The following is a 21,245-nucleotide window of genomic DNA, read 5'->3' on the forward strand; positions in this document are numbered from 1 at the left end:
CCCCCTACTTCGTATAAATACAATATTTTACCAAAATCTAATAATATTATATCTAATTATAAAAATTAAATCAATACCATATTCTTACATACTTGATTTTTTTTACACTAATATCTATTTTACTTCATTATTAATCATATTTTCAATGAAAATTCCATATCCTTTTGTGGGATCTTGAATAAATACATGGGTTACAGCCCCTACAAGTTTGCCATTTTGTATAATTGGGCTTCCACTCATACCTTGTATAATCCCATTAGTCATTTCGAGTAATGCAGGATCTGTAATTTGAATTACCATTCCTTTAGCTGGTTCTGATGTATATCTAGATACCTTTTTGATCATTACTTGATAGCTTCTTACTTCATTACCTAAAATATTACTTAAGATATAGGCTTCACCTTCCACAATTTCATTTTGATAAGCAATAGGAATTGATGCATTTTTAAAGACATCTTCTCCTCTTTTATTAAGGCTTCCAAATATACCAAGAGGTGTGTTATTATCAATATTCCCTAAAATATTTTTAGGTGTATATTCTATAATTCCTTTTAATTCTCCTGGTTCACCTTTTTCACCTTTATGAATTGCTGTAATGGCTGTTCTTGTAACCTCTCCTGACTTAATAGGTAATAACTTTTTAATATCAGAATCATTAATACCATGTCCTAATGCACCAAATACATTTGTCTCTGGGTCATAGTAAGTTAATGTACCAATTCCTTGAGCACTATCTTTAACCCAAATACCAAGTTTGTACACTTCTTCACTACCACAATACTCCGGAATGATGCTTACGTCAACTATTTCTTCTTTTCTGTTTACTTTCATTTGCATTTCTTTACCTTTAGATGTCTCAACCAGTTCTTTTAAATGCTCTTTAGATTCTAGCTCTATCCCATCTACCTCAAGAATCATATCTCCCTTCATAAGCTTATTCTTACAAGGAGATACTTCTATCTCTTTCCCTGTAAATGGACTTGTTCCAAGCACACAAATGCCCTTGGCATCAACTTTAACACCTATAAGTTGGCCACAGGGCACTACTGTTTTTGCTTTAACTACATTCACATTCACAGTCTTAAGTGGTATATAACCTAATAGAGAAATTTCAAGATTATCATTTGTAGCTTGCTTTGCACAAAACGGCCACTCTACTATTTTTTCATAGGAAGAACCTTGCGCAAGTTGAATATGGTTAGGTAATACATGAGAAAGCAAAAACGGGCTACTTAGCACAATACATAAGATTAGTAGTGTAAAACTTACCCATTTTTTATTTTGTCTGTCCATTTTCATTCTATGCCACATCCTGTCTTTGCAATTAAGCTGTCATATCTTTAAATTCTCCCTTTCCAAATACATTTATTCAGTTATTATAAGGTAAGATTTGCATAAAAAAAGCATCGCTTATACGATGCCTTGTTTATAAGTATTTGCAGTCTCTTTTAATTCTTTTGCACTATTTAAGGTACTTTCTGTTATTAATCCACCCATCAATCTACAAAGCTCTTTTTGAAGTACTTCCTGATCAATAGTTGTTAAATGTGTTTTAGTATAATTATCTACTACCGTTTTTTCAATAAGATAATTTTGATCACCCATAGCTGCAATTTGAGGTAAATGGGTAATACAAATAACTTGACGCATTCTTGAAATCACAGCAAGTTTCTCACCTACTTTTTGTGCTGCAAGTCCACTAATACCTGTATCAATTTCATCAAAGATTACTGTCTCAATAGTATCTCCTAACACAAGAACTGTTTTAATTGCAAGCATTACACGAGAGATTTCTCCACCTGATGCAATTTTAGCAAGCCCGTGCATATCTTCTCCTAAATTTGTACGAATCAAGAATTCCACACTATCTTGTCCATTGCGATTAAAGCTAGAAATAGGTTCTATTGCTACCTTAAATTCAGCATGAGGCATTTGAAGATCATGAAGATGCTCATTAATTTGAACTTCTATCGTTCTAGCAATATCATTTCGCTTAGTGGTGAGCTTGCTAGATAATTGGCCTAAGGCTTGCTCTAATCTATCCACTTCCTTTTCAAGTTTTTCCTTATTCTCTGTACTGCCAAGTAGTTCTTCTAACTCTTTCTGACAGCTAGCTTGATAGGATAAAATCTCAGCAATAGAACTTCCATATTTTTGCTTTAAGCGATAAATGGTATCTAATCTTGTTTGTATTTCTTGTAAAAGTTCTGGTGAGTATTCAATTTGGTCTACAAATCGTCTCATTTGATAAGTAATATCTTGCACCTCAGCTTCTGCTGCTAGAAGCCTTGTATGCAAACTGCTCAGTTCTTCATTGATGTTACTTACATCTTGAATATGTTGTGTAGCACGGCCAACAAGTTCTAATGCACCTACTTGATGCCCTTCTGAAGCTTCAAGTGCATCATAAGCTTTTTGACATTGCATTAAAATCTTTTCTGCATGAGACAAAATATCATATTGACTTTTTAAGTTTTCTTCTTCATCCACTTTTAAGTTACATGCTGCAATTTCATTAATTTGAAATTCTAACATATCTTGAAGTTGTAGTTTTTTTCTATCATCTGTGCTAATACGTTCTAACTCTGCTTTAACCTCTACAAGACGCATATATTGGATTTTATATTCTTCCTTTAATGTATGGAAGGATTCATCTCCAAAGCTATCTAACATTTCTATATGTGTAGATACATCTAACAAAGATTGTGGCTCATGCTGTCCATGTACATCAATAAGAAGTGCTGCTAGTTCTTTAACAGCTTGTCTTGTACAGGTTACACCATTAATTTTATATACTGTACGTCCTGAAATATATAGAATACGTTCTAGTTCTATTGTAGTCCCTGTATAAGGATACCCTTCACCTTCTAAATAACTTATTCCAAACCCCTTTTCATCTTCAAAAGTAAGCCTTACATAAGCGCATTGCTCACCTTTACGAATGATTTGTTTAGAGGTTCTATTTCCTATTGCAAATTGAATAGAGTCAATCAACATAGACTTTCCAGCTCCTGTCTCACCTGTAAAAATATTAAGGTGAGGATGAAACTCTAGTGTAATCTCTTCAATAAGTGCAATATTTCTTACGTGTAAACAAGTAAGCATCTTATCTCTCCTTATTAAGAGTTTAAAACTTCCTGGAATTTGTTAATCACGCTTTCCATCTCTTCAATATCACGAATTGCACAAAAGATTGTATCATCACCAGCTAATGTTCCTACAATCTCTTCATGCTTAAAGGCATCAATAGCTGCTGCTACTGCATTGCCCATTCCTGTTAAAGTTCTTATAACTAAAATGTTTTGTGCAATATCCATAGATACAAAACCTGCCTTGAAAACGCGAATCACTTTTTCAGAAATCTGGTTTTCATAGTTTGCAAGTGCTACATATTTTTGTGCATTATTCTTGCCAGCTACTTTTGTTAATCTAAGCTCTCGAATATCACGTGATACAGTCGCTTGAGTAACTTTAAAACCAGCTTTTTCTAGGTTTTCTGCTAATTCTTCTTGTGTTTCTATTTCTTGTTTTTGAATAAGACTTAAAATCTTAGATTGTCTTTGTTCTTTCATTCCCATAGATTATTTACGCCTCTCAACTATTTTTTTTCTTAATATCTCAAAAAAATGCAATTCAGAAAGTTTAATCAACTTTGTTGTGTAAGGTGCCTTTTGTATTTCTATACAATGCATAGGGGTAATGTTCATTTTCATTTGTCCATCTACTACCAGTTCTAAAGTGGTACCATCGTAATTATTCGTTTTAATTTGGATGCGATCTGTATCTGATACAATAACAGCACGTGAATAAATAGAGTGTGGACATATTGGTGTAATCATAATTTGACGTGCATTTGGTGCCACAATAGGCCCTCCTGCTGAAAGATTATAGGCTGTAGAACCTGTTGGTGTTGCAAAAATAATACCATCCGCAGGATAGATATCTAAAAATTGTTCATTCACTTGAATTTCAAATTCCGATATTCTAGAAGAGCTTCCTCGAGCCACATAAATATCATTTAAAGCCTGAAACTTATGAGTTTCTCCTGAGGGGAGTGTCACTTTTACTGTCAGCATCATACGTTCATCAATAGAGTAAGTATCTTGTATTAATTTAGGTAATAACTCTTGTACTTCTGAGATTTCTACATCTGCTAAAAAGCCTAAACGCCCTAAATTGATTCCCATTATGGGTAAATCATATAAGCACGCTTTTTGTGTTACACTTAAAATGGTACCATCACCACCTATTGCAATGATGGCTTCACTTTTTTCATAAATTTGCTCATCTTCTACAAGGTGTACACCTTTACCTAACAAACACCCAATATGATGTGCAATATAAACTTCTGCTTCATGTTCAAGCAGCCATTCTATTACACACTTAGTTGTTTCTAGATCTTTATCTTTTAGGAGATTTGGAACAATCCCTATACGTTTCATTCACCTCACCTACCTATAATGAATCATGTGATGCTTTTACAACCTGTTCTGCTAATCCTTCCATATCTAAGCTACTTTCTGCTTGTGCATCTTTTCTCAAGTAAATTAAATATTCAATATTTCCTTCAGGCCCTTTAATTGGTGAGAAATCAAGACCATGTACACTAAATCCAATACTTAAAGCATATTCCCATACTTTTATAATAACTTGCTTGTGTACTTTTGGATCTTTGACTACGCCATGCTTTTCAACTTGCTCACGACCAGCTTCAAATTGAGGCTTAATAAGTGCCCCTACTTCTCCACCGTCTTTAAGTAAATTATATACAGGAAGTAATATTTTTGTCAAAGAAATAAAAGAAACGTCGATTGAACTAAAATCAATCTCATCTGGTACTTCTTCATGTGTTACATAACGCATATTCGTTTTTTCCATACACACAACACGTGGATCTTCACGAAGCTTCCATGCAAGTTGCCCATATCCTACGTCAATAGAATATACTTTTTGGGCGCCATTTTGAAGCATACAGTCTGTAAATCCACCTGTTGATGCTCCAACGTCCATACAGATTTTATCAGTCAGTGTAATAGGAAACTGAGCCATAGCTTTTTCAAGTTTAAAGCCACCACGGCTTACGTAACGCATTTTTTCACGTACTTCTATTTGCGCAGTCACATCTACTTTTAATCCTGCTTTATCTTCTTTTTGTCCATTAACGTATACAACGCCTGCCATAATATAAGCTTTTGCACGTTCTCTTGATTCCGCAAGTCCACGGTTTGCAATAAGCACATCTAGTCTTTCTTTATCTGCCATTATGCTCTCTCTTTCTTTGTCATTTCTTTAATTTTTGTAATCATATGATGATTTGATAGTTTTTCTTTCTCAAGAAGTGAAGGAATATCACCATGTTCTACAATACCTGTCTCATACGCAAAACTATAGAATACATTATTTTTACCATGTAACATCATCCACTGTGCAATTTGTGCACCAAAGCCATCTTTAAGTACATGGTCTTCCATTGTAAAGATCGTTGGATACTGACTTGTAATACTTTCAAGTCCTTGTTCATCTACTGGAACAATACAAGGTGCTTCTATAACAGCTACATTTATGTCTTCTTCTTCTAATAACTTTTTCATTTCTAAAGCTTGTGCTACCATTTTCCCTGTAGCAAGAAGAGCGATCTTCTCTCCTTCTTCTAAGGTTACCATTTTACCATCTGTATAAGGTAATTGATATTTTTTATCAAGGGTTACTGTACCACGTGGGTAACGAATCGCTACCGGCGAGTTTAAACTAAAAGCATACTTAAGTGCTGATTCCATTTCTTCTGGCATTTTAACCGATAAAATAGTCATATTAGGAATATTACTTAAAAAAGCAATATCAAAAATTCCTTGGTGTGTGGCACCATCTTCTCCAACTAAGCCTGCACGGTCAATTCCAAAAACAACGGGTAAGTTTTGAAGGGCTACATCATGTAACACTTGGTCATAGGCACGTTGTAAAAATGAAGAATACACTGCAAATACTGGTTTATAACCACTTGATGCAAGACCTGCAGCAAACGTTACTGCATGTTGTTCCGCAATCCCTACGTCAAAGAAACGTCTTGGAAATTGTCTTTCAAAGTGACTCAACCCTGTCCCATCTGACATGGCTGCTGTAATTCCTAATATATGGTCATCCTTTTCTCCTAAGCTTACCATGGCATAGCCAAAAGCATCTGAGAAAGTATATGCATTAGATTTTTTAGGTAATTCACCTGATTTAAAGTCAAAAGGCCCTACTCCATGATAAGCACTTGGATTTTCTACTGCTGGTCTATAACCCTTTCCCTTAAGTGTTTTTACATGAATGAGTACTGGTCCTTCCATAGCTTTTGCATTATTAAGAATTTCTATAAGGTCATTCATATTATGTCCATCAATCGGTCCAAGATAAGTGAAGCCCATTTCTTCAAATAAAGTATTCTCAACAAGAACTGTTTTAACACCTTCTTTAGTTTTACGAACTACATCTACAAGTTGGCTACCTACCACTGGCACTTTATTCAGTAGACCTTCAATATCTTCTTTTGCACGCAAATAGTCTTTATTTGAACGGAGGTGATTAAGATGTCTACTCATTCCACCTACATTTTCTGAAATACTCATTTCATTATCATTAAGAATAACAATTAAGTTTGTATGCCCACGCCCTGCATTATTCATTGCTTCATAAGCCATGCCTCCTGTTAAGGCACCATCTCCAATAATAGCAATGACATGACTATCTTCCCCTTTTAAATCCCTTGCAACAGCCATCCCTAGAGCTGCTGAAATAGAAGTTGAGCTATGACCTGTTTCAAAGGCATCGTGCTCACTTTCTTTACGTTTTGGGAATCCACTCATCCCATCTATCTTTCGTAATGTTTTAAACCCTTTTCTTCTACCAGTTAAGATCTTGTGTACATAAGCCTGGTGGCCTACATCCCACACCATCTTATCTTTTGGTGAATCAAAGATGTAATGGAGCGCTAAAGTGAGTTCTACAACACCTAAATTAGAAGCTAAATGTCCTCCTGTACGAGCTAATGATTGAACAAGAAACTGTCTAATCTCTTTTGCTAAGACTTGAAGTTCATCTAGATCTAGCGCTTTCAAATCTTCTACACTTTTAATTTTATCTAATGTTTTCAACATTTTTCCATCCATCCGTTTTTCTAAATTTAATTTTAAATTTAATTTAATAGTGTAAAAGAGTGGCATACGCCACTCTTTCATTTAAGGAATCAAAATTAAGGCCACTACTATTCCCAACACTGCACCAGCTGCCACTTGAAGCGGTGTATGTCCAAGAAGTTCTTTAAGACGTACTTCCATTGTAACATTTGGGTCTTGCATGACATCAATAATACGATTTAAGAGTGCTGCTTGTTTACCTGCTTCAAGGCGTACATTGGCTGCATCATACATTACAATAAAACTGAGTACAGCAGCTATTGCAAACAAAGCACTATCATAACCATAAAGCTGACCTACTCCAATTGCCAAAGAAGTAGATATTGCACTATGTGAACTTGGCATTCCGCCTGAAGAAATCAGCTTATGAAAATCTAAGCGATGCTCATTAACTAGTGTTAAAACAACTTTTAGTACCTGTGCCACAAGCCAACTCAGGAGTGCTGCAAATAAAATTCTGTTGTCCATTATTTCAGTAAATTGTCTCATTTATACCCCCCTTAATTTTTCCTGTGCACTAAACTTGTTGCTAATTCTTCTAGCAACTGTGTATCTCCCTGTACACGTTCAAGACATTTAATTGCTTTAGCTGTTAGTTCTTCAGCAATTTTATAACAAGTCTCTACATCATAAAAAGAAAGATACGTATTTTTGTTGTTTTTCACATCACTTTTAACTGGTTTCCCAAGTTCTTCATCAGTTGATGTTTTGTCTAAAACATCATCTACTATTTGGAATACTTGACCTAGATATTTCCCATAAAACGTAAGTGCCATCACTTCCTCTGGGCTTCCACCTCCAAGGATTGCTCCCATTTTCACAGCTGCTGCAATTAATGCACCTGTCTTATGTATATGGATATTTTGAAGTTCTTCTAAAGTGATTACTTCGTTCTCACTTTGCATATCTAAAATTTGTCCGCCAATCATACCTTCGCTACCGCTTGCCTCTGCTAGTACATGAGCAGCCTGTACTCTACGCATATCATCATGTTCTAGAGCATCTTGTAGCATCCAAGTGAAGGCTTCATTAAGAAGAGCATCACCTGCTAAGATAGCTGTAGCTTCCCCAAATACTTTATGATTAGTTGGTTTGCCACGTCTTAAGTCATCATCATCCATAGCTGGTAAATCATCATGTATTAAAGAATAAGTATGGATCATCTCAATTGCACATAAGTACGGTACAATCTCTCCTTCTCCACCTACAGCTTCAAAGCTCAGTTGCATAAGAGTAGGTCTTATACGCTTTCCCCCAGCGTATAGACTATAACGCATCGCATCATAAAGCACTTGAAAGTTTGCACTTTTTTCTGGAAGTGCTGTTTTCAAATGCTTTTCGATTTGCTCTCTATAAACTTCAAAATTATTTTTCATCTTTTTCTTCCCCATTCATCTTATTCCATTTATTCTGGTCTAAAATATAAACTTCTTGTTCAGCTTGTTGTAACATTTCAGTACAAAAAGCTGCTAAATCTATCCCTTTTTTATAGCTCTTTATACTCTCATCTAATGAAAGCTTCCCTTCTTCCAACGCATAAATGAGCTGTTCAAGTTCTTCCATTGCACTTTCAAAATGCTTGGTTGTTTTTTTAGCCATGCTCTTATCCTTTCTTTTCTACCTTTGCATAAAGTACGCCATCGGTTACCTCAACATGAATAGCATTTCCTATTTCTACTTGTTCAATAGAAGTAAGAACTTTGCCATTTTCAGTTGTTGTAAAACTATAGCCTCTTTTTAAAGTTAAAAGGGGTGAAAGCTTCTCTAATTGTCCAATACGTGTATTTAATGTGGTATTGTATGTTGCTAATTTCTTTTCAAATCCTTTTGTTAATGCTTCTACCTTATAATCTAATGTAATCCTAAGGTCTGCAAAATATTTCTCTTTATTTTTATACACAGGACGAGAAAGTAAGCGTTCAAGCCTTATTTTCTCATCTTGTAAATGTTTTTCAACATGATGTTTAAGCAGCGAACGACTTCTTTCTAACTTCATCAGATAGGCTTCTTTATCTGGGATAACCAACTCTGCTGCTGCAGAGGGCGTTGGTGCCCTTAAGTCACTTACAAAGTCTGATATTGTAAAGTCAATTTCATGTCCAACAGCTGAAACAATAGGAATTTCAGAAGCAAAGATACAGCGTGCTAAACGTTCATCGTTAAAACACCACAAATCTTCTATAGAACCTCCTCCACGCCCTACTATAAGCACATCTACTAGTTTTTCCTTATTGGCTCTTTCAATGGCTGCAATAAGTTCTAAAGTTGCATACTCTCCTTGTACATGTGCTGGATAAATATAAAGTGGAATGGCATTATTTCTTCTTTTGGCAACATTTAAGATATCTTGAATAGCCGCACCTGTTGCTGATGTAATAATACCTACTTTGCTAGGATAAGTTGGAATAGCTTTTTTATAATGTGGGTCGAAAAGTCCTTCATCACTAAGTTTACCTTTGAGTCTTTCAAACTGCTCGTATAGTGTGCCTTGACCTTGCTTTTCAATTTCCCATACATAGCACTGAAACTGTCCTGTCTTCTCGTAGAGCGCAATGCGCCCTCTTACATACACTTTCAAGCCTTCTTTAAGTATAAAATCTAATGTAGCTGCATCCTTAGCGAACATGACCGCATTTAAACTTCCAAATGGATCTTTAATCGTAAAATAAATATGACCTGATTGATGATATTTGCAGTTAGAAACTTCTCCTGAAAGCCATACATCAGATAATAGATAATCTTCTTCTAATAAACGACTTACATAACGGTTAATCTCTGAAACAGCTACAATTTTTCTTTTCATATCTATGCCTCAATTTTTTTTACGATATTACCTAAGATACCATTAATAAATTGTGGTGATTTATCTGTACTATATACTTTTGCAATTTCAATTGCTTCATTGATTGCAACTTTTTCAGGGATATCTTCACCCCATTTAAGTTCATAAGTTGCCATACGAAGAAGCATATGATCTACTTTAGCCATACGATCGATTGACCAGTTTTCAAGACTATTTGTAATCATTTCGTCTAACTCTGTTTGATGTTCTAAAATGCCCTTAAATTCGTCTATGATAAAAGTTTTTATTTTGCCTTTTACATCATTTAAATAATTGTTAAGGATTGTGTCTGTATCCTTTTCTGGTTGAAAGCTCACTTCATAGAGCATTTTCATAATTAGTTCTCTAGCTTCACGTCTTGTCATTATTTATCTCCTTATTAACGAAAGCTAACCTCTTAAGGTTAGCTCACCAAATTAGTGTTCTTCTTGAGGTTTTGTTTGTGAAAAGTCTACCCCAACAACATGCACATCTACTGATTGTACGTTAAGTCCTGTCATTGTTTCAATAGAATTTTTAACTTTTTCTTGTACTTTTAAACAAGTATCTTGAATTTTAATACCATATTTTACAATAATAGCAAGGGCTGCGTGCACTTCATCAGCATTTACTTCAATTTTAATACCTTTAGATGCTTTTTTACCACGAATAGTTTGAACGATATCATTTTTTGCACCTGCAATAGCACATACGCCATCTACTTCTAATGTAGCGATTTCTGTAATAACTGCAATAACATCATCAGCGATTTGTACTTCGCCTGCCTCTTTATATTCTGTATCTCCATCTACATTAATGTCTAAATCAATCACTTTATTTTCTTCCACAGTAATTGCCTCCCATTTTTCTTTATTATAGAAATACCCAACTTACAATCATTTATACATGTTGGCTTTCTAAAAGATACTTACTTTTATCCTTATTATATCAAAATATACCAAAGTTGCAAATTAGATTCTTTAAAAAAAGAAAAACCGGTACACCATTAGTGTACCGGCTCTTTATAACTTTTATTTATTGGCTGTTTGGTTATTTACTTTAAGACAAGAAATTTTGATTTGTCCTACTGTGTAACCCGTTTTTCTTTGAACGATTTCTTCGATTTGAGCAATTTCTGCATCTGTTAAAGCTTCTTCTTTATTTACGACTACATCTACTGTATCTTCATCCATTCTTACAAATACATCTTTGAAGCCTTTTGCACGAAGAAGAGATTCAGCACCTGTTTCTTTTTCAATACGTTCTTGAATTGTTAAAAGATCATTAGCAGCTTTTGATTTTGCATCTTTGTCTAAGTTTGGATCTGCTACGTATTCATTTAAAGCTTCAATTTGTTTTGCTCTTGCTTGTTCTCTAAGCATTTTTTCTTCTGCAAAATAACTTACATCTACATTTTTGCTATCTACTGTTGTTACGTTTTGTTGTTCTGAATCTTTTTTAGCAATTACAACTTCTTTTTGACCTACTGTTGCATCTGGATTAGATACTTCAACAGCAATTAAACCATCTTCTGAATCTGGAGGTAATGTTTCCATTACACCAAATTCATCAAAGAAATCACGGTCAAATTCTGCATCTGCAATATCGATTGTTGCTTCATTTTCAGCTACTTCTGGTACGGTTAAACTGCTTGGTGCTTCTGTCAAACTTAAGTAAGCCGCAATGGCTATCATGAATACTAGAACTGTTACAATAACTTGATTTCTCTTAAACTGGAACATACAATTGACCCCCTAATTAGTTATTAACCATTTTATAAACTGCAATTTTATGTACTGGGACATCTAGAAGTGATGATACAGATTGTATAATAGCATTTTTAATATTCACATCATCAGCTCCTTCTGCTAATACTAAAACCCCTTCAACTTGTGGTTTATTTTCTTTGATGACGAAAGGTGTGTCCCCTTTTTCTTTTACGATTTTCCTTTCAACATCTTGTTTTTCACTTGTTTTTTTATTGCCTGATTGGGTAAGTTCATCTATATCTAGGCTATTTTGTGTAATTTCTTCAGCCAGTACTTTTTCTGTGGAACTAGAAGTTGTAACCATTACTTTTGTTACACCTGCTCCATCAAGACTTGTCAGGATTGTCTCCATTCTCATCTCAAGGAGCTCTTCATAAGTCATCGTACTCGTTGTATTTGCTGTTCGAGTACTTGCTTCTACCACTTCATTCCCTTCACTCATAACAGGCTGTGCATTTGGCTTTTGGGGCAAATAAGTGAGTAGAATGCCACCTACAATAAGTGCAAAAAGTATAGCGGCTACGGGAACCTTAACCTTCTTTCCCACTTGTCCTAGCAGATCCCCCAGTTTCGGATCACTTTTAGGTTCCTGCTTCTTAACTGTTTCTTTTTCTTCAAGCTTATCTCTGATTGTACCTTCGGGTCTGGTTACGTTGTTCACATTGATGGTAAATTGTCTTTTTTCATCTTCATTACCTGACACTGCACTTTCCTCCCAACATTAACTATCTTGTACTATAATATATATATTAGCGTTGTCCACATTATAGAAGTCTTTTATGCATTTTTTTATTTCATTTTCTAAATACTCTTGGTTAAGTACCACACTTTCATTCTTATTTCCAATCGTAATAAAGGATTCTGATGTGTATGGTATGACTTCTATTTTCACTTCTTGTATGCTCATATGGCTGCCTTTTAGTGTCACTTCACTACTTAGAGACTCTACTGATACAGGTAGTTGTGCTTCTAATAATGCTGTGAGTTGTTTTTCTATTTGTTCTTGATAAACTTGCTTTACAGATTCTTCTTGTTTCTTTTTCTCTTCTTGATAAGGAATATACTCTCCATCTTCAAATTGCTTTTGGTAAAAGGTAATATACTCGCTAGGAGGTGTTCCTTGAATCCACTCTTGACTAGATATCAACGTAATCAAAGGACTCGCTATCACCACAAGCACAATAAACCCTAATACCAGTTTCAAATACTTTTTAAGCTCTGATACTGGAAAGATCATCTCAACAATGACAACAAAAAGCATTGTCCAAATAATCGTTAGCAAATAATTTCTCATGGCCTCCTCCTTTAAGTCATACTCATTCCAATACTTGCACAAATAATCATAGACGCAATGGTTAACACCACAACTACGCCTACTGCACTTAGAATAAATTCACACCCTTTAGCAAGCACCCCTGCTATTTCTGTCATCTTCTTATCTCCTAATGGCTGTATTAAAGCCCCTACAACATTATACATAATGACATGTATAAATATTTTCATAAGTGGAATCGCTGCTATTAAAACGACCCAAATAATAACCCCTATAGCAAACGCATTCTTAATTAATGCACTACAAGATAAAATAAACTCTATAGCCCCTTTACTTGCATCACCAATAATGGGCAAAAAGGCTGTAGATACATTAATGGCCCCCTTCTTAAGTGCTACATCTATATAAGGCAAGGTCATTTTGTAAATACCCATAATAGCTACACTGATTACGATAATGCCTCTTAATCCCCATCTAATTCCTTTATAGAATAGATCTATAAACTTATCGACCTTAATCTCTTCACTCATTGTGCTGACTACATGTAAGACAATTACTGCTACAAGCATTGGCAAAACAAGTTTTTGAATAATAAAAGTCATAATGTTAAAGGTTCCTATAATAACAGGTGCAAGGGCACTTGAGGATGTAATATACCCTGATACAGCCATAAAGGCGAGTAAAGTTGGTAATGTGACCTGCATAATCTCATACAGCTGAGTAATGGTCTTCTGAGCCACTTGTACAAGCATCATTAAAGACTGAGATAATGTAAAAATAACTAAAATATAGCATACTAGGTAGGCTGCCTTTGCAGTATTTTGTGACTGAAAAGACTTACTTAAAATTTGTAGAATACTACATAATATAACAATTAAAATAAACCTTATAATGATTTTAAAGTATGTATTAAATTCATTGACGAAAAGTTGTCCTATTTGTGCCAGCACCTCTTGGATTGAAAAACGCTCTTCTCCAGAAATCAGCTTGAGTACTTGGCTACTCAAATCAAAATCCTCTAAATAAGGAACAGATTGTTTTAATTCTTCTTCTAGGCTCTCGATTTCTCCCCAATTTAAAATGTCAAATTGTTGCTTCAGCACACTTTGAATCTGCTCTTCACTAAAAGTTTCTACACTCTCCACGCTACCTTGTGCTGCTTTTTCTTGTCCTTTTTCTTCAACCGCCTCTACTTCCTCTTGTGTAAAAGGATCTTCTATCTTAAATGCTTCCTCTTGCTGACTGATCCAACTCTCTTCATCTACCTCATCTGAGAAAGCTTGTATCGGCATTGTGAAGCAAAAGAACAAGAGAAGTACCAATACCGGTATTCTTATTTTCTTTAGCATCTTTTACCCCACCTTTTAAATTAATTGTGTAATCAGTTCAATGAGTGCCAAAATAATAGGAGATGCAAGAACAAGTATTAATACTTTCCCAGCAAGTTGAACTTTACTTGCAATGGCTGACTCCCCTGCATCTTTACAAAGTTGATAACCAAATTCTGCAATATAGGCAATCCCTACAATTTTAAAAATAATCTTAAGATAAGTATCTTCTAAACTCATCTTAGTTGATAAATCAGTAATAATTGAAAAGATTACACTTAGCTGGGGCAATATTAAAATCAAGAGTAACGTACAAGCAAAAATACGAATCAGATTACCTGCTGTCTTATGGTTCTCCCCTACAAAAAGTGCCAGGATCACTGCCGCTAAGGCAAATCCTGTTAATTTGATAATATCCATAGCCGCCTCCTAAAACATAAACATAGTTTCTACAACTTCAAAGAGTTGTAAGATATAGGATGCTATAATCAAGAGAATAAGCGTAATCCCACCTATAGACACCATGTTCGCATAACTATCCTTACCTGCCTGCTTTAAAATAATGCTCATGAACATTACTGCCATAGAAAGTCCACCTATTTTTAAAAGCTCCATCATTTGATCCATTTCTTATCTCCCCCTAAATAATGAGTATACTGATACACGCACCAATTAAGATGCCCATACCTGTTCTAAGTTTTCCTGATTTCTCTTGCTCTTTTTGTGCCATATTCAATGTCATCTTCAGCTTCTCTTGCATCATTTCAATGTTCCCTTGTTGCATCTGTTTATCTACATGACCAAGACCTCTTCCAAACTCATAAATGAGTTCATAGTCTTCATCATTTAAATGATAACGATGTTTTTCATTTTCTAAAGCTTGTCTCCAAAGTGCACCACCATCTTCTGCATTTCTCGCTTGAAGTAACGTAGAAAAAGTAATAAAAATTTGACCAATTTCGTGTCTACAATCCTTTCCTACTCTAAAACATGCTTCATGAAGTGGTGTTAATCTATAGTTAATTTCCCCCTTCAGATACTCAAAGGCATAAATCAAATACTCCAATTCCTTAATACGTTTACGATATCTCATATCAATGCATATTCCAGTCAAACTACATCCTGTAAAAATCATTAAAATCCCCATTATTTTCAGCATACCTTCACCTGATTTCTTCTTAAGTCTTGTATGGTTTCAATAGTGCAAGGCCCATTACGGTTAGATAAAATAACCATCTTTTCAAACCATCCATTTTCAATCATTGTCTTAAGCTGAGGTTTCTTCATACAATCTTCTAAGTCTTTTCCGTGGGTTGTACAAAGAATACTTACTCCTGCGCCTAATACTTCTTCGATAGCTTCTAGGTCTTCCTTACTTCCAATCTCATCTACTGCAATAATATCTGGTGCCATAGAACGTAATAACATACGCATACCCTCTACTTTTGGGCAACCATCTAATACATCTGTTCGCATGCCCACATCATTTTGTGGAATTCCCATATAGCATCCTGCAATTTCAGATCTTTCATCTACTACACCTACAGTATAGGGCCCATATCCACTGTATCCATTGCTTAAATTTCTAATCAAATCTCTTAGCAAAGTTGTCTTACCACATTTAGGTGGTGATACAATAAGGGTATGATATACTTTGTCCCTAGAAAGCATATAGGGTAATACCTTACTCCCACATCCTAATACTTCATGTGAAAGTCTTATATTAAATCCACTAATATATTTAAGTGTTTTAACCTTCTTGTCTTCTACAACAGCTTTCCCTACAATTCCTATACGATGCCCACCTTCAACCGTCACATAGCCTTGCCTAATCTCATCTTCTAAAGCATAAAGCGAATAGCCACTTAAAAATTGCAAGATAGCTTGTACCTCTTCATAGGTAACGATATGACTTTTAGCAATCTCTTCAAGTCCTCTGTCTGTGAGTCCATACTCCTCGTTATTCATAACAATGATTAAAGGTTTAAATGTCCTTATTCTAATTTCTTGCACAATACCAGCATTAAGTGTAGTTAACCTTGCAAGTGATTCTTTGATGCCTCTTGGCATAATATCAAGAATACTTTTTGGAATCATCGTTTTCCTCCTTTGTACAGTTTGATTACTTAACTATATGCAAGTACTTGTCCCCCTAGAACTTTTTTAGGCATAAAAAAAAGACGTATAAGATTTTCATCTTATACGTCCTAAGTTCACGCTCGAATGAGGATTAGTTTGCACGACCCATGTATTCGCCAGTACGTGTATCAATACGAATAATTTCGCCTTGTTCGATGAATAAAGGTACCATAACTCTTGCACCTGTTTCAACGATAGCTGGTTTTGTAGCACCTTGTGCTGTATCGCCTTTAAGACCTGGTTCTGTTTCAGTAATTTCAAGGTCAACGTTGATTGGTGGTTCTACACCAAATACGTTACCTTCATGAGAAATAACTTTAACCATTTCGTTTTCTTTAACGAATTTTAAAGAATCTCCTACTGAAGATGCATTTACAGCAATTTGATCGTAAGTATCTAAATCCATGAAGTGGAATAACTCACCATCTGCATATAAATATTGCATATCTCTACGGTCGATATGAGCTTTTGGTACTTTTTCAGATGGACGGAATGTTCTTTCAACTACACCACCTGTTTTTATGTTTTTAATTTTACAACGTACAAACGCCGCACCTTTACCTGGTTTTACGTGTTGGAATTCAATAATTTGATATAAGTTACCTTCAAATTCAATGGTAACACCATTTCTAAAATCGCCTGCTTGAATCATGGGTTTTCCTCCTAATATGTTTTTCCTAATATAGTGTAAACTAGATTATTAGTTTTTTCAACGATTTTTTACATCATTCTATAACAATAAGTTCTTTTGGTGAGTGGGTTAAGTTCTTAATTCCTGTCTTAGTTACAACAACCATATCCTCAATACGCACGCCACCAAATCCTGGTACATAAATACCTGGTTCTACTGTAAGCACCATTCCTGGCTCAATAACTTTCTCTTCAGCACTTGAAAAACGTGGATTCTCATGGATATCAAGGCCTACGCTGTGTCCAAGTCCATGTCCAAAGTATTCGCCATAACCTGCATCTTTTATAATATTACGTGCGATTGCATCTACTTCTTTTCCTTTTAATCCTGGTTTAATCGCATCAAGTGCTGCTAGTTGAGCTTTTAGTACAGTTTGATAAATTTCTTGATGTTTTTCGTTTGGTTTGCCAATCACAATGGTTCTTGTCATATCTGAGCAATAGCCTTCATAGCGACATCCAAAGTCCATAACAACAAAATCACCTACATTTAATGTCTCACGACCTGGTACTGCATGGCAAAGAGAAGACTTGGCACCGGCAGCTACAATGGAGCTAAAAGAAGTCCCACTTGCGCCATTCATACGCATGATGCGTTCAAGTTCTAATGCAATATCAGTCTCTGTTAAACCGTTTTTGTACTCCATTGTAATGAGTGAAATAATCTTTGAAAAGGCTAGATCACCAATACGTTCTGCTTCTTCAAGCTTTTTAATTTCTTCTGCATCTTTAATTTGTCTTAAGTTTTCAACAACGTCTTTTGTGGGTACAAATGTGAAATGATTATATTTTTCATACTCTACATACGTACTATAGTTAGTATAATCACTTTCAAAACCAATATTCTTGATTCCGTCATGTTCAACAATTTCCATTGCCTTTCCAAGTGTACCTTTTTGTTCTTGGTTGACAATCTCAAAGTTTGGGCATTGTCCTGTCGCTTGTTCAATATATCTAAAATCAGTGATTAAATATTGTTTTTCGGTTGTTACAAGTAAAAGTGCATTTGACCCTGCAAATCCACTTATATAGCGGATGTTAGTCAAATTGGCTACCATCATACTTTCTAATTTTAACGCTGCCATTTGTGCACGTAACTTTTGTAAACGTTGATCCATGTTCTAGCCTCTCTCTCCGTATTAAGTAATCCTTTAATTATGCCGCCTTATAAAAATTCATAATAGCTTTTATTGACTATTTATAATTATTGCCCAATATGGTTGATTAAACCATCAAGTCCCATCTCATATCCCTTAAAACCAAATCCACCAATAATCCCAATACAGCTTGCAGCTGTTACTGAGTGACTTCTAAAACTTTCTCTTGCATGAATATTAGAGATATGTACTTCTACAACAGGTAATGAAATACTTTTGATTGCATCTGCAAGTGCATAACTATAATGCGTATAGGCACCTGGATTAAATACAATACCTGCTACTTGTTCATGATAACATTTTTGCATAAAGTCTATAAGTTCACCTTCTCCATTTGACTGAAAGAAAATAAGCTCTATATCCTTATATTTTTTTGCCACTTCTGTTAATGAAGTTTCTAAATCTTTTAAAGTGCCACTTCCGTAAATACCTGGTTCACGTATGCCTAAAAAATTTAAATTGGGCCCGTTCATTATTGCAATCTTCATCTTTCGTCCCTCCCTACGCTCTAATCTTTATTTAAGTTTAAGTACATCCACTAAATAATTCGTAAGACTATAAGGTGTATGTCCTTCACATTTTACTTGAAGCGTACAACTTGCTTCATAAAGTGGTCTACGAGCCTCATAAAGTGCCTTAAGCTGTTCATAACTCTTTACAAGAGGTCTAGAAGTGTCTCCATCAATTCTTCTATAGAGTTCTTCAAAAGGCCAATCTAAATAAATACATGTTTCTTGGTTAAGACATGTTCTATTGATTTCCTTTCCTATGATGCCTCCACCTGTCGAAACAACTTTACCCGAAAGTGTAAGTGTTTCTTGAAGTAACCGACTTTCTAACGCTCTAAAATAGACTTCACCTTTTTGTTCGAAAATATGAGGAATAGGCATTTTTTCTTCTCTTACAATCCACTCATCTAAGTCAATCCATTCTCTTTGAATACTTCTTGCTAAAGTGCTTGCAACGGTTGTCTTGCCACATCCCATAAACCCTATAAAATAAATATTTTTCATCTTATTCCCCCTTCATCCTTTTCAAAAGGATAAATTGTCACAAGCCCTGTTACTGGGCGTACTGTCATTTTTAATTTATAAGGAAAAGTTTGATGCCTAATGGTAATTGTACCAGAATTTGAAGGGGACAAATCTTGATTAAAACTTATGACCTTTCCTGATGCAAAAGGATTGCTCTCTGTACCAATATACAGTTTAATGGGACTGGGAATAACATATTCTTTTTCTATTCTGCCCTCTGCTTCTACTAGTAATACATCTTGCGACGCTCGTGCCGTTTTCATAAGTCTACATTGAATGTTACGAAGTGCTGCCTCTTGTTGCATGACCTCCACAATAAGTTGAACTTCTTTCGCTACATCCTCCATTTGCCTCTTATATAAAATCTGGCTACCACTTACAACACCTATACTCATTATCCCAATGATTGCTATCACCACAACCATTTCCATGAGTGTAAAACCTTTTCCTACTTTCACCTATAATCATCCTATCTCTTTCATCAATTCCATGTAAATGGCTTGAATGCTACTTTCATCTATAGTAACATGATGCATCAGTTCATAGGCAATAATCGCTTGATAAAATAACATATCAAATCCATTCATTCTTTTCAAGTCTCTATGCCTAGCTTCTTTTAAAAATACGGTTTCACTAGGATTATAGATCAGATCTACAGCAGCATTTGCCTGTTCTAAAAGTTCACTTGCCCCTTTTGGCATTTGCCCTTTTAAGTTTCCCATACCAACACCTGTTGTTTGAATGACTACATCTATGTTTACTTTTGGCTTTTCTTCCATTTCATAAATTATAATTGGAACTGGGCATGTCTCTTTAAAATGTGCTTGAAGCACTCTCGCATTTTCTTTAGTACGATTAAAAATATGAATACTTCTTGCCTCTTCCATTACACTTACGACCGTGGCATAACTTGCACCACCACTTCCTATGATCGCAACATTTTGCCCCTCAAATGATATCCCCTGATGCTTGAGTGCTCTTCTTAACCCCATTGCATCCGTATTATAACCTTTGTAGCCTTCTGGTGTCCAAACAAGCGTATTCACTGCATCCACTTGCTGAGCTAGTGAATCAATTTCTACACAACAAGGCATAACTGCTTTTTTATGTGGCATCGTCACATTGAGCCCCTTTATCCCTAATGCATGAGCACCTTTTAGAGCATCTTCTACTCTATTTTCTTCAACTAGAAAAGGTACATAAGCTAAATTTTCATGCGTGAATGCTGCAATGGTATGATGAATAAGAGGAGAAAGGGTGTGATCTATAGGTTTCCCTATCACACCACATACTTTCGTTTTACCTGTTATGCTTTTCATAATGTGCAATCACTTTCCTTTCAATCCCTCTTTTCACTTTTGTAATCCATTCATCTTTTTCACTTACTGGCTTTACCAAAATGGTCTTAAGGTTAGCACGATTCCCTCCAAACACATCTGTAAAGATTTGATCCCCTACAATAACTGCTTGATTAGAGGTTAAATGCATCAGTTCTAAAGCGCGTTTGAAGCTTTTTGTACTTGGCTTACCTGATTTATGAATAGCAAATACTTTTAGACCTTTGTTGAAACGTACAACACGATCTTCTGTATTATTAGACGCAAGACAAATTTGAAATCCTTCACTTTTAAGGCGTTCAAAGAAACTTATAATTTCATCTGTTGGATCTAATACATCATAAGGAACAAGTGTATTGTCTATATCAAAAATAATGCCTTTTATGCCTTCTTGTTTTAAGGCTACTGTATCAATCTCATTGATTGAATTTAAATAGAGATTTGGATAAAGTCGTTTTATCATTTGTTTCTTCCTTTCTAGTTCCTAAAATAGTCTTACGTATAGTATACCCCATTCTTCTT

Annotated in this window: 27 protein-coding genes; all 27 read right to left on the minus strand. The window is 35.1% G+C overall.

The window, feature by feature from the left end; genetic code table 11:
* Positions 1-114: 114 nt before the first annotated feature.
* A complete protein-coding gene (gene spoIVB, locus BN2390_RS16515) occupies positions 115-1,299 on the minus strand; it encodes a SpoIVB peptidase (protein WP_053985409.1) in 1,185 nt (394 codons plus the stop codon).
* 111 nt (positions 1,300-1,410) lie between these two features.
* On the minus strand, positions 1,411-3,105 hold the full coding sequence (gene recN, locus BN2390_RS16520) for a DNA repair protein RecN (protein WP_053985410.1): 1,695 nt from the start codon (positions 3,103-3,105) through the stop codon (positions 1,411-1,413).
* 14 nt (positions 3,106-3,119) lie between these two features.
* On the minus strand, positions 3,120-3,572 hold the full coding sequence (gene argR, locus BN2390_RS16525; protein WP_053986354.1) for an arginine repressor: 453 nt from the start codon (positions 3,570-3,572) through the stop codon (positions 3,120-3,122).
* Positions 3,573-3,581: 9 nt separating this feature from the next.
* Positions 3,582-4,442 carry an NAD(+)/NADH kinase gene (locus BN2390_RS16530; RefSeq protein ID WP_053985411.1) on the minus strand — a complete coding sequence of 287 codons (861 nt, stop codon included), beginning with the start codon at positions 4,440-4,442 and terminating at the stop codon, positions 3,582-3,584.
* Positions 4,443-4,455: 13 nt separating this feature from the next.
* Positions 4,456-5,262: a TlyA family RNA methyltransferase gene (locus BN2390_RS16535; RefSeq protein WP_053985412.1), complete on the minus strand. Its 807-nt coding sequence runs from the start codon at positions 5,260-5,262 to the stop codon at positions 4,456-4,458.
* Positions 5,262-7,217: a 1-deoxy-D-xylulose-5-phosphate synthase gene (gene dxs / locus BN2390_RS16540; RefSeq protein WP_242847688.1), complete on the minus strand. Its 1,956-nt coding sequence runs from the start codon at positions 7,215-7,217 to the stop codon at positions 5,262-5,264. The genes BN2390_RS16535 and dxs overlap by 1 nt, the downstream gene beginning before the upstream one ends.
* The gene (locus BN2390_RS16545) at positions 7,218-7,664 is read right to left on the minus strand and encodes a divergent PAP2 family protein (protein WP_053985413.1); all 447 of its coding nucleotides are present in this window, start codon (positions 7,662-7,664) and stop codon (positions 7,218-7,220) included.
* Between the two features lie 11 nt (positions 7,665-7,675).
* Complete coding sequence (locus BN2390_RS16550; protein ID WP_082238835.1) at positions 7,676-8,551, minus strand: polyprenyl synthetase family protein; 876 nt, start codon at positions 8,549-8,551, stop codon at positions 7,676-7,678.
* Positions 8,541-8,774: an exodeoxyribonuclease VII small subunit gene (gene xseB, locus BN2390_RS16555; RefSeq protein WP_053985414.1), complete on the minus strand. Its 234-nt coding sequence runs from the start codon at positions 8,772-8,774 to the stop codon at positions 8,541-8,543. The genes BN2390_RS16550 and xseB overlap by 11 nt, the downstream gene beginning before the upstream one ends.
* 4 nt (positions 8,775-8,778) lie before the next feature.
* Positions 8,779-9,978 (minus strand): exodeoxyribonuclease VII large subunit, encoded by a 1,200-nt coding sequence (gene xseA, locus BN2390_RS16560; RefSeq protein ID WP_053985415.1) that lies wholly within the window; start codon positions 9,976-9,978, stop codon positions 8,779-8,781.
* A gap of 2 nt (positions 9,979-9,980) precedes the next feature.
* Positions 9,981-10,382, minus strand: coding sequence for a transcription antitermination factor NusB (gene nusB / locus BN2390_RS16565; protein WP_053985416.1), 402 nt, complete (start codon positions 10,380-10,382; stop codon positions 9,981-9,983).
* Positions 10,383-10,433: 51 nt separating this feature from the next.
* Entirely contained in the window at positions 10,434-10,844 is a 411-nt protein-coding gene (locus BN2390_RS16570; protein ID WP_053985417.1) for an Asp23/Gls24 family envelope stress response protein, read from the minus strand.
* A 183-nt stretch (positions 10,845-11,027) separates the two neighbouring features.
* Positions 11,028-11,738, minus strand: coding sequence for a SpoIIIAH-like family protein (locus tag BN2390_RS16575; RefSeq protein WP_053985418.1), 711 nt, complete (start codon positions 11,736-11,738; stop codon positions 11,028-11,030).
* A gap of 16 nt (positions 11,739-11,754) precedes the next feature.
* A complete protein-coding gene (locus BN2390_RS16580) occupies positions 11,755-12,468 on the minus strand; it encodes a hypothetical protein (protein WP_053985419.1) in 714 nt (237 codons plus the stop codon).
* An 18-nt stretch (positions 12,469-12,486) separates the two neighbouring features.
* Positions 12,487-13,059 (minus strand): stage III sporulation protein AF, encoded by a 573-nt coding sequence (locus BN2390_RS16585; protein WP_053985420.1) that lies wholly within the window; start codon positions 13,057-13,059, stop codon positions 12,487-12,489.
* 11 nt (positions 13,060-13,070) lie between these two features.
* Positions 13,071-14,387 carry a stage III sporulation protein AE gene (locus BN2390_RS16590; RefSeq protein ID WP_053985421.1) on the minus strand — a complete coding sequence of 439 codons (1,317 nt, stop codon included), beginning with the start codon at positions 14,385-14,387 and terminating at the stop codon, positions 13,071-13,073.
* 15 nt (positions 14,388-14,402) lie between these two features.
* On the minus strand, positions 14,403-14,786 hold the full coding sequence (spoIIIAD, locus tag BN2390_RS16595; protein WP_053985422.1) for a stage III sporulation protein AD: 384 nt from the start codon (positions 14,784-14,786) through the stop codon (positions 14,403-14,405).
* A gap of 9 nt (positions 14,787-14,795) precedes the next feature.
* Complete coding sequence (locus BN2390_RS16600) at positions 14,796-14,993, minus strand: stage III sporulation AC/AD family protein (protein ID WP_053985423.1); 198 nt, start codon at positions 14,991-14,993, stop codon at positions 14,796-14,798.
* A 13-nt stretch (positions 14,994-15,006) separates the two neighbouring features.
* Positions 15,007-15,525, minus strand: a complete 519-nt coding sequence (locus BN2390_RS16605) for a stage III sporulation protein AB (protein WP_082238836.1) — start codon at positions 15,523-15,525, stop codon at positions 15,007-15,009.
* The gene (gene spoIIIAA / locus BN2390_RS16610) at positions 15,519-16,463 is read right to left on the minus strand and encodes a stage III sporulation protein AA (RefSeq protein WP_053985425.1); all 945 of its coding nucleotides are present in this window, start codon (positions 16,461-16,463) and stop codon (positions 15,519-15,521) included. Before spoIIIAA ends, BN2390_RS16605 begins: the two co-directional genes overlap by 7 nt.
* Positions 16,464-16,596: 133 nt before the next feature.
* Entirely contained in the window at positions 16,597-17,157 is a 561-nt protein-coding gene (efp, locus tag BN2390_RS16615) for an elongation factor P (protein ID WP_053985426.1), read from the minus strand.
* Positions 17,158-17,230: 73 nt separating this feature from the next.
* Positions 17,231-18,313: a M24 family metallopeptidase gene (locus BN2390_RS16620; protein WP_053985427.1), complete on the minus strand. Its 1,083-nt coding sequence runs from the start codon at positions 18,311-18,313 to the stop codon at positions 17,231-17,233.
* Positions 18,314-18,399: 86 nt separating this feature from the next.
* Complete coding sequence (gene aroQ, locus BN2390_RS16625) at positions 18,400-18,840, minus strand: type II 3-dehydroquinate dehydratase (RefSeq protein ID WP_053985428.1); 441 nt, start codon at positions 18,838-18,840, stop codon at positions 18,400-18,402.
* Between the two features lie 27 nt (positions 18,841-18,867).
* Positions 18,868-19,365 (minus strand): shikimate kinase, encoded by a 498-nt coding sequence (locus BN2390_RS16630; protein ID WP_053985429.1) that lies wholly within the window; start codon positions 19,363-19,365, stop codon positions 18,868-18,870.
* A complete protein-coding gene (locus BN2390_RS16635) occupies positions 19,362-19,844 on the minus strand; it encodes a prepilin-type N-terminal cleavage/methylation domain-containing protein (protein ID WP_053985430.1) in 483 nt (160 codons plus the stop codon). Before BN2390_RS16635 ends, BN2390_RS16630 begins: the two co-directional genes overlap by 4 nt.
* A gap of 6 nt (positions 19,845-19,850) precedes the next feature.
* Positions 19,851-20,705, minus strand: a complete 855-nt coding sequence (gene aroE, locus BN2390_RS16640; RefSeq protein ID WP_053985431.1) for a shikimate dehydrogenase — start codon at positions 20,703-20,705, stop codon at positions 19,851-19,853.
* Entirely contained in the window at positions 20,686-21,186 is a 501-nt protein-coding gene (locus BN2390_RS16645) for a YqeG family HAD IIIA-type phosphatase (RefSeq protein WP_053985432.1), read from the minus strand. Before BN2390_RS16645 ends, aroE begins: the two co-directional genes overlap by 20 nt.
* Positions 21,187-21,245 lie beyond the last annotated feature (59 nt).

The sequence above is a fragment of the Niameybacter massiliensis genome (genome assembly GCF_001282685.1).
Taxonomy (GTDB): Bacteria; Bacillota; Clostridia; order Lachnospirales; family Cellulosilyticaceae; genus Holtiella; species Holtiella tumoricola.